At 51.5% G+C, this 14,505-nt stretch carries 14 protein-coding genes; 7 read left to right on the forward strand and 7 right to left on the reverse strand.

Annotated features, from left to right (window positions below; genetic code table 11):
- Window positions 1–10 precede the first annotated feature (10 nt).
- The 4 genes from HJG54_RS25950 to guaD all read left to right on the forward strand — a co-directional run bounded on the left by HJG54_RS25950 (window position 11) and on the right by guaD (window position 5,325).
- Complete coding sequence (locus HJG54_RS25950; protein ID WP_316432119.1) at window positions 11–1,108, forward strand: TIGR03032 family protein; 1,098 nt, start codon at window positions 11–13, stop codon at window positions 1,106–1,108.
- A 159-nt stretch (window positions 1,109–1,267) separates the two neighbouring features.
- The gene (locus HJG54_RS25955) at window positions 1,268–3,070 is read left to right on the forward strand and encodes an FG-GAP-like repeat-containing protein (RefSeq protein ID WP_316432120.1); all 1,803 of its coding nucleotides are present in this window, start codon (window positions 1,268–1,270) and stop codon (window positions 3,068–3,070) included.
- Between the two features lie 95 nt (window positions 3,071–3,165).
- On the forward strand, window positions 3,166–3,945 hold the full coding sequence (locus HJG54_RS25960; RefSeq protein ID WP_316432122.1) for a hypothetical protein: 780 nt from the start codon (window positions 3,166–3,168) through the stop codon (window positions 3,943–3,945).
- Between the two features lie 15 nt (window positions 3,946–3,960).
- A complete protein-coding gene (guaD, locus tag HJG54_RS25965) occupies window positions 3,961–5,325 on the forward strand; it encodes a guanine deaminase (protein ID WP_316432123.1) in 1,365 nt (454 codons plus the stop codon).
- 36 nt (window positions 5,326–5,361) lie between these two features.
- Here guaD and HJG54_RS25970 read toward each other — a convergent pair whose 3' ends face one another.
- Window positions 5,362–5,613 (reverse strand): hypothetical protein, encoded by a 252-nt coding sequence (locus HJG54_RS25970; protein ID WP_316432124.1) that lies wholly within the window; start codon window positions 5,611–5,613, stop codon window positions 5,362–5,364.
- 197 nt (window positions 5,614–5,810) lie between these two features.
- Between HJG54_RS25970 and uraD the strand changes: the two genes are divergently transcribed.
- Window positions 5,811–6,308, forward strand: a complete 498-nt coding sequence (gene uraD / locus HJG54_RS25975) for a 2-oxo-4-hydroxy-4-carboxy-5-ureidoimidazoline decarboxylase (RefSeq protein WP_316432125.1) — start codon at window positions 5,811–5,813, stop codon at window positions 6,306–6,308.
- Window positions 6,309–6,459: 151 nt separating this feature from the next.
- Here uraD and HJG54_RS25980 read toward each other — a convergent pair whose 3' ends face one another.
- The 5 genes from HJG54_RS25980 to HJG54_RS26000 all read right to left on the reverse strand — a co-directional run bounded on the left by HJG54_RS25980 (window position 6,460) and on the right by HJG54_RS26000 (window position 11,451).
- On the reverse strand, window positions 6,460–7,119 hold the full coding sequence (locus HJG54_RS25980) for a TraX family protein (RefSeq protein WP_316432126.1): 660 nt from the start codon (window positions 7,117–7,119) through the stop codon (window positions 6,460–6,462).
- 222 nt (window positions 7,120–7,341) lie between these two features.
- The gene (locus HJG54_RS25985; protein ID WP_316432127.1) at window positions 7,342–8,256 is read right to left on the reverse strand and encodes an SGNH/GDSL hydrolase family protein; all 915 of its coding nucleotides are present in this window, start codon (window positions 8,254–8,256) and stop codon (window positions 7,342–7,344) included.
- 260 nt (window positions 8,257–8,516) lie between these two features.
- Window positions 8,517–10,124, reverse strand: a complete 1,608-nt coding sequence (locus HJG54_RS25990; protein WP_316432128.1) for an ammonium transporter — start codon at window positions 10,122–10,124, stop codon at window positions 8,517–8,519.
- A gap of 497 nt (window positions 10,125–10,621) precedes the next feature.
- The gene (locus HJG54_RS25995) at window positions 10,622–10,981 is read right to left on the reverse strand and encodes a cupin domain-containing protein (protein WP_316432129.1); all 360 of its coding nucleotides are present in this window, start codon (window positions 10,979–10,981) and stop codon (window positions 10,622–10,624) included.
- Between the two features lie 152 nt (window positions 10,982–11,133).
- Complete coding sequence (locus HJG54_RS26000) at window positions 11,134–11,451, reverse strand: hypothetical protein (RefSeq protein ID WP_316432130.1); 318 nt, start codon at window positions 11,449–11,451, stop codon at window positions 11,134–11,136.
- A 320-nt stretch (window positions 11,452–11,771) separates the two neighbouring features.
- Here HJG54_RS26000 and HJG54_RS26005 point away from each other — a divergent pair, with 320 nt between their 5' ends.
- Both HJG54_RS26005 and HJG54_RS26010 read left to right on the forward strand, forming a co-directional pair.
- Entirely contained in the window at window positions 11,772–12,410 is a 639-nt protein-coding gene (locus tag HJG54_RS26005; protein ID WP_035999321.1) for a peroxiredoxin, read from the forward strand.
- A 188-nt stretch (window positions 12,411–12,598) separates the two neighbouring features.
- Window positions 12,599–13,096, forward strand: coding sequence for a type III secretion system chaperone (locus tag HJG54_RS26010; RefSeq protein ID WP_316432131.1), 498 nt, complete (start codon window positions 12,599–12,601; stop codon window positions 13,094–13,096).
- 69 nt (window positions 13,097–13,165) lie between these two features.
- On the opposite strand, the gene HJG54_RS26015 is transcribed toward HJG54_RS26010, so the two are convergent.
- Complete coding sequence (locus HJG54_RS26015; protein WP_316432133.1) at window positions 13,166–14,497, reverse strand: cytochrome P450; 1,332 nt, start codon at window positions 14,495–14,497, stop codon at window positions 13,166–13,168.
- Between the last annotated feature and the right edge of the window lie 8 nt (window positions 14,498–14,505).

Genomic DNA, 14,505 nt, shown 5'->3' on the forward strand with positions numbered 1-14,505 from the left:
GGAGTAGGCTGTGAGTCAAACCAAAGCTGATGCAGCGTCTGGAGGAACTGCTCTGCCGTTGGGGGTCTATGCCTCACGGCAATTTCTGGATTGGCTGCTGGCCGAGCAGATCAGTTTGGCAATCACCACCTATCAAAGTTCGCGGCTCCTCTTGCTTGGCGCTAGCCCAACGGGAAAAATTTCTGGATTTGAACGGATCTTTGAGCGGGCGATGGGGCTGTTTACTACAACCGAACGGCTCTACCTCAGCTCAAAGTATCAGATCTGGCAGCTTGATAATGTGTTGCAGCCTGGTCAGGACTACAACGGCTACGACAAGCTCTATGTTCCACGGGTAGGCTATACCACGGGCGATCTGGATATCCATGATCTGGTGATTGACCAGCAGGGGCGGCTGGTGTTTGTCAGCAGTTTGTTGAACTGTTTGGCAACGGTAAGTCCGCGTCATAGCTGCATCCCCCTGTGGAAGCCACCGTTTATTTCCAAACTCGTCAATGAAGATCGCTGTCATCTGAATGGATTGGCATTAGAGGCCGGTCAGCCTAGATATGTGACGGCATGCAGTCGCTCGGATGTGATTGACGGCTGGCGCAATCGGCGACGAGAGGGCGGCTGTGTGATCGATCTGCGCTCCGAGGAAATTATGGCTGAGGGCCTGTCAATGCCCCATTCCCCTCGCTGCTATCGAGATCAGCTCTGGCTGTTAAATTCCGGCCAGGGCGAGTTTGGCTATCTGGATCGGGCCAGTGGACGGTTTGAACCCGTGACTTTTTGCCCAGGCTATTTGCGGGGGTTGGCCTTTTGGCAGCAGTACGCGATTGTTGGCCTCTCGAAGCCGCGTGGTGACGATAAGACCTTTGCCGGATTAGCCCTCGATGAAATGCTGACGGCCAAGCAGGCCGATCCTTTCTGTGGCGTGATGGTAATCGATATCCAATCGGGAACGGTGGTGCACTGGTTGCGTCTAGAAGGGGTTGTGACGGAACTCTATGATGTGCAAATTTTGCCAAAGGTACAGCGACCGATGGCGCTGGGTTTCCAAACCGACGAGATTGCCAGACTGCTGACGCTGGATTCAATGGAACCGCTGTTTGGTGAGACTGTTTAATGTTGAGCGATTAGATTTGCTTAAGCTTGGTCAAGGCAGGAAAAAGTTGAATTAGACTATAGCGGTCACGCTACAGGTAGAGGCAAAGCCGCTAAAATTGCTTGGTTGATGCTGTCAGTAGTGGCTATGCCAACCCATTCTCCTAATCTTTTTCCTGCTATGGTCTTTGCACGTGATCGCGCCTCGTCTCGTCAATCGAAGCAATCGGGTTTGAATCCGGCAGCCTTCAGAGTTGAAGCGGCCAATTTGCCCGTTGGCGGCAACTCAGCGGCGACCGCAACGGCAGATTTTAACCGCGATGGGGTTCCCGATCTAGTGGTGGCGCTGGCTAGCCCTGCCATTAGCAACAATTTGGCTGTGCTTTTGGGCAGCGGCAACGGCAGCTTTGGTTCTCCCCTGCTGCTATCAGCCAACGGGCTGAGTTCGTTTTCTGTTGTGACGGGTGATTTTAACGGCGACGGCAACTCAGATATTGTCACGGCTAACTTCGGCTCGGATACGGTTTCGCTATTGCTGGGCAATGGTAACGGCAGCTTTCAGACCGCCCAACCCTTTCAGGTAGGCAAGCAGCCCAATCAGGTCGTAACCGCAGACGTGAACCAAGATGGGCGACTGGACTTAGTGACGGCTAATTCTGGATCCAACACGCTGTCTGTTCTGCTGGGTAGTGAAACAGGGTTTCGCAGTGCCACCAATTTCCGCACCAAGGGAACTCAACCGTTTGCTGTGGCAACTGGTGATTTCGATCGGGATGGCAAGTTGGACCTGATCAGCGCGGATGCGGCATCGAATGGAGTGTCGCTGTTTTTGGGACGGGGTAACGGCGAGTTCAGCGATCCCAAGTCGTTTATTGTGGGGAGCACCAGTCCGGTTGCCATTGGGACAGGCGATTTTGATGGCGACAAGCGGCTTGACCTGGTTACGGGCAACTTGGCAGCCGATGGGCGGGATATCTCAATTTTGTTTGGCGATGGCAAGGGCGATTTTCCTAGAGGCATTACTCTGCCAGCAGGCGGGGGAGTCAATTCGCTTATAGCGGCGGATTTCAATCAAGATGGCCAGCTCGATTTAGCAGGGCTGTTGAACCTTTCGGCCACGATGGTCGTGTTTTTGGGTGATGGTGAAGGTGGATTTACCCGCGCTCCTGATACATTTGTCGGCAGTGCTGCTACAGATCTGTCTATTGCTGACTTTAACCAGGACAATAAACTGGATTTGGTCTCTGCCAGCCTCAACAGTACCAATGCCTCGGTGATCTTGAACAAAACGACTGCGGTAGTGCTGCGGTCAACCAAAACGCTTGCCTTAGTAGATGGCTCTCAAGAGACGGCAGCCGGTATGACGGTGAATCTGGACCGAGGCACGCTGGTTGTGAAAGGCAACCCGGTAGTGCGAGTTTCAGTGGATGGCTTTAACGATGTGGAGGGCACGCAGGTCAAGGACGACATCACTGGCAGCGACAAACGCAATTTGCTCAGTGGCAATGATGGTGCCGATCGGCTGATCGGACTGGGCGGCAATGATGTACTGACGGGAGGAGCAGGCCCCGATCGGCTGGAGGGAGGAGCCGGGAACGATCAATTGACCGGCGGCATCGGACGCGATCGGTTAACGAGTGGAGCAGGACGCGATCGGTTCATTTTTGATCACCAAGCGCCGTTTAGCCCCACCGATGGACAGGACCGTCTGACTGACTTTGAGAAGGGACGTGACAAAATCGTGCTGGATCGCGGTACCTTTACAGCCCTGTCTGGCAAGGTTAGTTTTGCATCGGTGCAAACGCTGGCGCAAGCCAAAACCAATGCCGCGCTCGTCACCTACGTGCGTTCAACCGGGCGCTTATACTATAACCCAAATGGCACTGAAGCCGACTTTGGCAGTGGCGGTTGGTTTGCTACCCTAGAGCGTTCCAAATCAGCCAACGGCAATCTGACTGCCTCGGATTTCTTAACCCAGCGCTGAGAGCCGCGATAACCTTTGTAAATAACTGATTTCAATATGCCAAGCTGTGTTATTATGGCGCATCAAAAACTTACAATCTGGTGAGACTGAATGGCATGAATACACAAGGGTTCAGAAGTGCTGTCTTCGTGCATGTTGCGACAGGTTTACTCACAATCGCTGCGGCTGGAGCCTGGGCCAATGAACCCAATCTTGCCGAGGGTCAATCATCTAGCCAATTATCTGGTCAACCATCCGGTCTGTCATTTGGTCAATTATCTGGTCAATCCTCTGGGCGCGAGTTGCTAGCTCAAGCCGTTCCAACCACCGAAACGGGGTGCCGTCAGGCTAACACCACTACCGGCGTATATGTGCAACCTAGCTTTGACAGTGAATCACGCGGTATTCTGAATCGCGGTCAAACAGTGCGGCTAGAACTGGTTGGCACTGGTACGGGTTGGGCACGGATCACGGCTCCTGTGATGGGTTGGGTGGAGGCGAAATATTTGTCACCCGCATCAGCCTGCACGGGCCTTCCATCCTCGCAGGCGGTTCAGTCTACACCCGCAGGAACTGGCGTTACGGCTGCTGGTTCAGTATCGAGTGCTTCACCAGGAACACCGATGATTGCAGGCGGCACAATCGTAACCGCAGTTTGTGAGGTGCTGCCAACTGAGGGATTGGTTGTTCGCAGTGAACCCACGATTACAGCCAACAATGCGCTCCATACCATTCCCAAAGGCGTTCATCAGTTTCAATTTACGAACGACTATGTTCGCTCCCACTCTGGCAATGTAGAGCGTTACTGGACCTACATTACAGCGCCCTATCCAGGCTGGATTTCGCTGGGCGTTGTTGGAGGCAGTTTCAACTTAGGAGGTCATGCCTGTGGCTAAAGGCGGGATAATTTGATGACTACTGATTCAATTCAACCACTCTCGATTGCAGCACCCGTTAATCCACGGAAAGCATTTCGGGGGGCTTTGCTAGATTTCGTCGATGACCCGTTTTATGTCAGCGAAGCTGAAAGCGTTCGCTATATTCCCGACGGTTTGCTGGTCCTGAAGGACGGCAGAATTGAGGCATTGGGTCATTATGAGGACTTGAAGGACGTCTATGCGGACGTGGCAATCGTGGCCTATCCTGGCATGGTGCTAACACCGGGGCTAATCGATACTCACATCCATTTTCCTCAGACGGAAATGATTGCTGCCTATGGCGAGCAGCTTTTGGAGTGGCTGAGTAAATACACGTTCCCCACTGAGCGAAAATTTCAAAGCAAAGATTATGCCCAGCAGGTTGCGGCAATTTTTTTAGATGAATTGCTCAGAAACGGCACCACAACGGCGCTTGTGTTTGCTACGGTGTTTCCGGAGTCGGTGGACGCATTTTTTGAGGAAGCTGAACGGCGGAATTTACGCATGATTGCTGGCAAAGTGATGATGGATCGGAACGCACCCGATTTCCTCAAAGATACTGCCCAGTCGGCCTACCAGGCCAGTAAACAGCTAATCGAAACATGGCATGGGCGCGGGCGATTGCTCTATGCGGTGACACCCCGCTTTGCTCCCACTTCAACCGACGAGCAGTTGCGTCTGGCCGGACGGCTACTGGAAGAGTATCCTGACGTTTACCTGCATACCCACCTATCAGAAAACGTGAATGAGGTTGCTTGGGTCAAGGAGTTGTTTCCGCAATGTCAGGGCTATTTGGACGCCTACGATCGGGCTGGACTGGTGAAGAACCGTTCGGTGTTTGCCCATGGGGTGCAGCTCACAGATGAGGAATTTCAGCGGCTTTCAGCAGCAGAGGCGGCAATTGCGTTTTGCCCCACGTCTAACTTGTTCTTGGGCAGCGGCTTGTTTCGGTTGGAAAAGGCCAAATCGACTGAATTTCCTGTGAAACTGGGATTGGGAACCGATGTGGGGGCAGGCACCAGTTTCTCGATCTTGCAAACCGCCAACGAAGCTTATAAAGTGGCCCAACTCCGGCATCAGCGGCTCTCACCGTTTCAGGCACTGTTTCTGGCAACATTGGGAGGTGCTAGAGCATTGAATTTAGAGGATAAAATTGGCAATTTTGAACCGGGGAAAGAAGCCGATTTTATTGTCCTGAATCCGCGAGCGACCCCCTTACTGGCCTTTCGCAATTCAGAAGCATTGCCCACCTCACTAGTAGAGTTAGCAGATCGGATCTTTAGCCTGGTCATTATGGGAGACGATCGGGCTGTACAGGCGACGTATATCATGGGCGAATTGGCCTATGAAAAGCAGTGAGCTTTTCATTTGAGGAAATGGCCCCGCAGAATGCTTTCAGCTATTTCGGTAGATTTCTTCTAGCCACTGACGTTCCGCCTCAATTGAAGGAAGAAACGCGGCTGGATCGATTAGCCCCTGCTGCCGCTCTCGATACTTGCGCGTTTGACCAGGTTCAGGTGGAAGCAAAGAGTCACTCTTGTCGTACATAAAGTCAACAAACCGTTGCCATACAGCTCGGAGAGCCTGCCAAAAACTAGACCGCCGGGAAGTATCACTTTGTTCATGTTGCTTAAAGTAACTTTTCATACGGTCCTCTAATTCAATAAATTGTAGTTTTAATACATTTATATGGCAAATAAAGTACATTTGGATGAATGGCGAAATGAATTGCAAGACTCCTCAATAAACTCGATGGTCAGTTCTCATTAAGAGAATCACTGTCCTAGCTTATTTTGGTATACATTCAACTACTCCCCTAAAGTATTCGTTTCGTTAATCAATTTATGTTCTATTCAATTACCGAACTCAATCAGTCTAATCAGGATGCATTTGTGGCAGCGTTAGGCAGCGTGTTTGAAAATACTCCATCGATTGCAGCCCAGGCTTGGGAGCAGCGTCCGTTCGCTGATGTGAATGATCTGCATCAGAAAATGGTAGCTGTGGTGCAGAAGTTGAGCACCGCAGACCAACTCGCTCTGATTTGTGCCCATCCCGATCTGGGCAGTCGCGTCAAGATGGCAGAAGCATCGGTCAAGGAGCAGGCCGGTGTGGGATTGGACCGATTATCGCCTGACGAATACGAGCGGTTTCAGCAGCTCAACCACTCCTATCGAGAAAAATTTGGGTTTCCCTTCATCATTGCCGTGAAAAACCACACGCGGGAGAGCATTTTGGCGGCCTTCGAGCAGCGGTTGCTCAATGCCCAATCTGTGGAACTGCAACAAGCTCTAGCGGAAATTGCTGCTATTTCTCGATTTCGTCTGTTGGATTTGATTGGTTAATCAATCAGGCGAAGCAGTCGGGAGTCGGGAGCCAGGAGTCAGGAGATTGCTTAGCTTTTGGGCAGGTGGTTGAGGGAATTGATGAGCTGCTTAGCGTTGGTTCTCTCGCCAAGCCTGCTACTGGCTCCTGATTTCCAATACCTCTCACTACTCAGAAATTCAGCTCCAAGACTCCCTGCTGAACCGCCGATCGAATTAGTACCAGAATCAGGAGATGAAGTGGGTAAAACCAGTAAAACCAGCGAGCCTTTGCGCCTCGTTGCTGATTAGTCATGCCCATCAATAGCGCTGTTGAAACAGCCCAGATCTGGGAACTACTATCGGGGGAAACAACGCTAATCAGCAAATGCAGCCCAATCCAAGCAGCCAACCAGAGCCAGTGCGGCTTGAAATACCGGATCAATGCAATCACCGCAATGCCATAACTGCCGTATTCCAGATGAGCAGCCGTAGCGATCAGGCCACCCCCAACCCAAACTGTCAGCTGCCAGCGAGGAAACGCTCGCACCAGCCGCAGGCAAATCAAACCTAACAGCAGGGTGAACAAAATATTCGGTCGAGAGACCTGAAAAGCGGCCATGTAAATGGGCTGCGAGATCAGACCAAGGCCCAGCAATCGTAGGGCGTATTTGTGTACGCTGCGAGTATGGGCTTCTCCCTGAACCAACAACCAGGCAAACAAGGGAAAGCTCAAGCGGCCAATCACCCGGAGCAGTGTCAGCTCGGGCAAGAGAATCGCGCCCACATGATCGATGAGCATCAGCAGAGCGGCTAAAAGCTTGATGTGGTAGTTGGTCAGCAGTTGGGGCATGGCGGTTCTGGCTCTTTGTTTGGCTCCCGCAGGAGTGTACTATGAGCCAGGCTAGCAACCAGGATGGCATAGCTGCATCTACATCATTGCCTGATCACCGTCTGATCACCGATCACCACCAGGCTGAGTCATCCCCAAGTCTAATCATCCTTAAGTCCAATCATCCTCAAACATGCTGGCACCCAAGTAAGATGCTTACACGGACAAGCAATTTTACAGCCGTCAATCCACGTTCAAAACTTCCCGACTATAGACCTGTAGAGCAATGCTCCAGGTTTGGTAGCCCTGAGTGCTGAGGTGAAGTCCGTCGGTACTAAGTTCGGGTCGCAGATCGCCGTCGGGATTGGCGAATAGAGGATACAGATCGAGAAAGTAAACACCTTCTTGTCGGGCCAGGGTTTCGAGCTGTTTGTTGAGGTCCTGAATTCGCTGATTGGACACTTCGAGCAGCCGCTCGCGTCCTTCCCAGGTGGCTTGCTTGGCGTGGGGCAGAATCGACTGGACCACAATCTGAGCTTGGGGATGGGCTGCATCGAGGTCACGAATAATTTGGCGCTGGTTGTCGAGGATCTCCTGATCGCTCGTGCCACGCAGCAGATCGTTGATGCCAATCATGACAAAGATAGTTTCTGGCTTGGTTTTCTCGAACAAATCCAGTCGCTTCAGTAGGCCATGAGAGGTTTCGCCAGAAATGCCCTGATTTAGCCAAAAGCGCTCTGGAGGCAGCAGCTCGTTCGGAAACCAGAGGCTGATCGAATCTCCTACCAGGACAGTTAACCGCTCTGGCTGCTGCTCCACGATGGCATTCGCTTCCTGCCGCAGTTGGTCCAGCCATTGTTCATAAGTAAGCTGATGACGTTCGCCGGACTGGGTCGAGGTAGCGGTGCCAAAGGGAGGGGGAGCAGAAGTCGCTAGCTCACCGGCAGCGGTGTAGGGGACTTGCTCTGATTCTGAAGCTTGCGGCTGGTCAGCCTGTCGCCACATTGACATCAGAAGTGTCAGCAGCAAAAAAGCATTCGTCGCTAACGAAACTAGTACCCAGGTTGGCAGTAATTTTAACCGCAACAGCAGCGGCGAAAATTTGAAAAAGTGGGCTACAGATCGGAGCTGACGTTCGCGCATGCGTCTAACAAACATAATGGGGGTACATGCTGATCAACTAAGCGCCTGTCCGAAAACTCGTCAGAATTTTGGAATTCCAAACTGCCGAAAGAGTTTTCGGATGGGTAGTAAGGAACAATCAAACAAAACAATAAAACAAAAAGCCAGTGATAGTTCACTGACTTTAGCACAAGGTTTATAGAAGGCAAACCAATCGGTGTGATGCTCAACTCAGCAACTCGAAGGGCCGTTAGGCTCAAAGACCTACTTAGCCCTTGACTGGCCAGATGGCTGGCCTAGAAGTTGCTGCTAGCAATACCGGTCGAACTACTCGTGGTGCTAACCGAGCGACTGGCTACATCACTGGTGTCCTTGAGGAAACCACTGTAAGCTTCCATCCCATGTTCACCAATATCCAAACCGATTAGTTCTTCTTCCTCGGTAACGCGGATACCCAGGGTAGACTTCAGCGCCATCCAGAAGATTGAGGACAGCAGAACCGTGAAGCCACCAACCGAGATAGTGCCCAAGAACTGATACCAGAGCTGGGTAATGCCGCCACCCATGAACAGACCTGCGAGAGGACCTAACCCTTCGCCGTAGAGCACATCCTGACCCACCGTCACATCGGGACCAACGGCAAACAAACCGACCGCTAGCGTGCCCCAGATGCCATTCACCAAGTGAACTGAGACGGCACCCACCGGGTCGTCGATTTTGATCCGGTCGAAGAACAGCACCGCGAACACAACGATCACGCCACCAATGGCACCGATAACCGCAGAGGCCCAAACGGGGACAAAGGCACAACCAGCCGTAATTGCTACCAAACCAGCCAAGATGCCGTTAATCACCATTGATAGGTCAGGCTTACCCAACACTAACCAAGCCGTAATCGTAGCCGCCGCACCACCAAAAGCCGCAGCTGTGTTTGTGGTCATAGCAATGTGGGCAATCAGCCAGCTCACACCCATCGTGGAACCGGGGTTGAACCCAAACCAGCCTAACCACAGGATCAAGCAGCCCAGCGTTGCGATTGCCAAATTGTGGCCCGGAATTGCATTTACCGTACCATCGCTGTTGTATTTGCCCAAACGGGGACCAAGGAAAGCCGCACCCATGAGAGCGGCCCAGCCACCCACTGCGTGTACCACGGTGGAACCAGCAAAATCCCAAAAACCTAAGCCGGCTAGCCAACCGCCACCCCAGATCCAGTGGCCAGTGATTGGATAGGAAATACCAACCAGCAGCAAGCTGAAGATCAGGAAGTCAATAAACTTAATCCGCTCTGCCACTGCTCCAGACACGATCGTTGCCGCGGTTCCGGCAAACACGAGCTGGAAGAAGAATTTGGCTAACAGCGGTACACCTGCCCAGCTAATGGCACTGTAGGCTCCTTGATAATCATCTCCAGTGGCGGGGCTATTATCTGCACCCGACAGGAAGAACAGCCCCTCCGTACCGATAAAGTCATTGCCGTTACCAAACATCAAGCCGAAGCCCAAAATCCAGTAGGCAATCGTGGACATGGCAAAGACGATCAGGTTCTTAGCCAGAATATTGACAGCATTCTTCTGACGGCAAAAGCCTGTTTCTAACATGCCAAAGCCGGCGTTCATAAAGAAGACCAGCATGGCCGCAATCATCACCCACATGGTGTCAAGTCCCACCTTGAGATCTGCCGCCAGTTCTTCAGGTGTTTGAGGTGTGGTTTGGGCAGAAGCTGCCATCCCACCAACACACACGATTAGAATTGCCAGGGGAATGCAGGCTTGCCAAGCAGGAGCAAGATAGCCGATCTTTCTCAGCTTCTTTTGCAGGGTAGAAACGATCGGAGCACCATAGTTGCGCTCAGGTGATGGCCTGCCTCTATTTCTCTTGCCTTTGAGTACTAACTTAGACATTGCAGGAATTTCCTTCAAAATTGTGATGAGGTTTAAATCTGCGCTGTAAGGAGCAAGCACAGAAGCTAAACCGTTCGGATAGGAAGAGCAACCCAGCACCCCGCACTAAACCCTGTTCACTTGAGGCCATTTAGGAGATTGCCGAGCTTAACCTTGCGGCAATGGCAAACTCCTCAATACCCACCGGTCATAGTTCAGGGAGTTACGACTGTGACGCCGTTGTTGATGCAGAAAATGCAAGTAAGTATTGTTAGAATTTCATCAATTCTTAACAAGGTTATTCTGTATACTAAATCACAATTTATCAGTAAAAATTAAACAAAATTGATCGCAAAACGACCAAGCATGACAATCGCAGCATGAGGTGGTTGCACAACGGTTGTTTAACTTCACTTAAATTCACTATTCGCAAGTTAGGTTTGCCAAATGACTGAAACATCTACCGTCGATCCGGCCAACCTGATGATTGACAAATGATTGGCAAAGATCTTGTAGGGCTAGTCCACAGTTTCATCTTCTGGTTGCCAAGCCGGGTCAACAATGCAGAGGAAGACAAACGGTTCTGTACTCAGGTTGCGCACGAATTGTTTAGCGTCAGGGGGAATGTAAACCGCATCGCCGGGGACAATCATTTGTACATCGTCGTTGATATGCATTTCGGCAGTGCCGCTGAGGACGTAATAAACCTCAGAGGTCTTGAGAGAGTGTGGTTTGGAACTAGCTCCAGGTGGCACAATTGCATGGGCCAAACTGTAGCGCAGCGCCAAAGGCTGTTTATCTGGATGCAGCAATTCCCGCAGCAGAGTTGCATCTCCTGCAACAAACTCTGGGCATTCCGATAGCTTCCGAATCAACATTGCCGATCAATCTTGCCAATTAAACTAAATTGAACAACTGTATAAATTCACACGAATCCAGTCCACAGGACGAAGTATTTGGCTAAGTTTTCCTGGTTGCATTTCCTTCAATGCTGGTAGGCTAGTTTCAGTTCTAGTTGCCTGCTGGATTATCATCTGGCAACTTCATCATCTGGCAAGGTTGAATAACTAGCCGCTTGATAATCGGGACAGTTGATCGCCTCGGTTGACAGGGCCGTATTGGGATGAACCGGGCATTTCAAGTAATGGCTGTTGGTAAAAAACTGACAGTCGGCACAGGGAATTTCATGCATCTGTTTGGCATGGCTGACAGCATCGCGCATCGCACTCCAAAGGCTCCAGAAAACTAGCGCTACTAGCAGCCAAGCGAGGCCAAAACATAAGGGTACCAGGATTGGTTGAATCAGGTGAATCAAACCGCGAACCAGTGGATGCAAGAGTTGAAGCATCGCTAACCAACTGCGACAGGGTGTGGAGTTACTTCCTCATCTTAAAACCGAATCTTGGAATTGAATTACCGCTACAATTGAATGCTTGTGAATGCTTGAAACCGGATGGTTTTTGTTGCGATTTGTTGCGCTCGGTTTTTATGAATGGGGGCTGCGGATTTTAAGCAGAGGTTTGGCTAACCAACTCCTAGCAAAATCCTAGCGAAAGGCTTAAATCATTAAGAAAGCTCTAAACCCCCATCGGGAAACCGGAGTTTGTGAGATGATAGTTCATGGTAAGTATTGATTTGTTGTTGAAGTAACAGACAGGAATTTCAGTTATGGTTGCACTCCGACTTGGGGACACGGTTCCCAACTTCACCCAAGCCTCCACGGATGGTGAAATTAACTTTTACGACTGGGCCGGCGATAGTTGGGTGGTGCTTTTTTCTCACCCAGCTGACTACACCCCCGTTTGCACCACTGAACTCGGTACGGTCGCTAAGCTGAAGCCCGAGTTTGATAAGCGCAACGTTAAGGTAATTGCGCTGAGTGTGGATGATGTTAATTCCCACCAAGGTTGGGTCGGCGACATCGAGGAAACCCAGGGAACCAAACTCAACTATCCGATCCTGGCCGATCCGGATAAGAAGGTTTCTGACCTCTATGACATGATTCACCCCAACGCCAATGCCAAGGTGACGGTCCGCACGGTGTTTATCATCGATCCCAGCAAGAAGCTGCGCTTGTCGATGACCTATCCACCTAGCGCCGGTCGCAATTTCGAGGAAATTCTGCGGGTGATCGACTCGCTCCAGCTCACTGATAACTACAGTGTGGCCACCCCCGCCGATTGGAAGGATGGTGATGATGTGGTGGTTGTGCCGACGATTCCCACCGACGAAGCAAAGCAGAAGTTCCCCAAAGGCGTCACCGAGCTGAAGCCCTATCTGCGGATGACTCCCCAACCCAACAAGTAAGGCGATTTGATAGCACAACCTTAACCGAATTCGCCTGTTGAGAGTGTTTGATAGGTTTTAGATCACAAATATTTTGTTGTGAGGGACATAGAAGACTATGTCCTTTTTTATTGAGTCTCCCTTTGGTAGAGTGTGATACAACCTGAAAGTGATACAACCCTAAAAAACCTTTATATGAGCGGCAGGAAATGACCCCATCAGAAATCACCGAAACCCTGACATCGATGTTTGGGGATGCCGTACAAGTTGCCGAACCCGAATCGTGGCAGGTCGAAGGGGAGAATCTGCGGCTGTTGGTGTTGTTGTCGGAAGACCAGTCCTGGCTGCGTGCTCTGGTGACGGTAGCCCCGGCCCAAGAGGCTGAACCGTTTTACCGGCAGCTGTTAGAAGCCAATTTTGACGACACTCAAGAAGTCCGCTATGCCCTATTTCAGCAAATGCTGTGGGGGGTGTTTCAGCATAACCTGGCGAATTTAACCGTCCAGGACTTTCAGCAGGCAATTGTGCGGCTGATTGATCTGCACCAGCAGGGCCTAAACGAAAGCTTTAACAAGCTGGTCGAAATCCAGATCCGTCAGATTGTACGGGCCGCTAAACAGCAGGGCCAATCCCTAGAGGCAACCTTGCAAACGCTGGATCGGTTTTACCAGGAAGGGATTATGGGGGACATCGATGCCGGTAGCTAAGCCCGCAGTGACGTAATGGGAGCATGGCGCTATCAGCTAGAGCGGCTGTGGAACGAGGAAGGGTGAAGTTTAAATCATCTTTTTGAAGCGAACCTTGAGGCCATCTTTCGGGTGAGGCGTGGGAATGGTGACGAGGGTTAGGTCTTGATCGGGCAGCAGCTCCCAAGTATAGCCACGAATTAGATGGACTGCAAAGGTTTTCATTTCTAGGCGAGCAAACTCTTTGCCCAGACATTCGCGCAGGCCGCCGCCGAAGGGCAGGTAGCCGTATTTTTGGCGATCGCTGCTTTGCTGTTGCATTTGCTCGGAACTGAACCGCTCTGGATCAAACCGATCGGGATCGAGATAGAGCTGCTCGTCTTGGTGGGTGGAGCCAATTTGGTAAAGTAAAGTCCAGCCTTTGGGAATTCGGTAGCCGTTGATTTCGCAGGATTCCAGCACTTTCCGAAAGCCGCCGCCCACAGGAGGAGTGTGCCGCATCACTTCGCGCAGTACTTGGTCTAGGTAAGTCATTGGCTTGAGCTGATCGAGCGTCAGCGGTTCCAGAGCAGAAAATTGCTGTTGCTCGGCTCGCAGCTTGGTCATCACGTCGGGATGTTGGGCTACGAGTAGACAGAAAGAGGCAACGGCTGAGGTGAGGGTTTCATGGCCGGCAAACAGCAGCAGCAGAATTTGATCCTTCAGTTCGGCGATGCTTAACCCTTGGCCGTTTTCGTCGCGGGCTTGCAGCAGTAGCCCCAGGGTGTCATTGTCCAAAGCAGCGCTTTGCTGCCGCTGCCGAATAATCGCTTCGAGTTCGCGGGCTAGCTGTTCACGGCTACGTTTTGCCCGCCCAAATCGCGTCCAGGGCAGGGCGACCGGAATCGAGAATAACCCTGCGCTCCAGGCTTCAAACAGTTTGCCGAGCGGAGTTTGGGAGCCGTGATTCAGTCCGGCCAGCAGTTTACAGGCAATGTCAAACGTATAGTGCCGCAGTTCCGGATACCAGACCAGTTCACTCTGCTGGGCCCAGCGGTCGAGGTATTGTTGCGTGATCTGCTCGATCGTCTCAACATAGCCAGCCAACGCTCGTGGCATAAAGGCTTGAGCCAATAGTTTGCGGCGATTTTGGTGAATGTCTCCGGTTTGCAGAGCCAGCGATAAATCCCCTAGTAACGCTTTGGTACTGGGAGGCCAGCTTACTACAAAGTGACGGTTTTCATTGATCAACACATACCGATTTGCCTCGACGCCGCGAACAAAAACCGTCGGTTGGCCCAACAGCCGCGTTCTAAATAGATCGCCGTACTTCTGGTGCTTTTTCTGAGCAAAGGCAGGATCACCGAAGAAACTGAACGTTTCACCAATGAAAGGCAACCCATCATCACCGGGCGGCAAAGGTAAGTTCGATAGTGCAGTCATGGCAAAAC

It is taken from the genome of Leptolyngbya sp. NK1-12 (genome assembly GCF_032598965.1).
Taxonomy (GTDB): domain Bacteria; phylum Cyanobacteriota; class Cyanobacteriia; order Elainellales; family Elainellaceae; genus Elainella.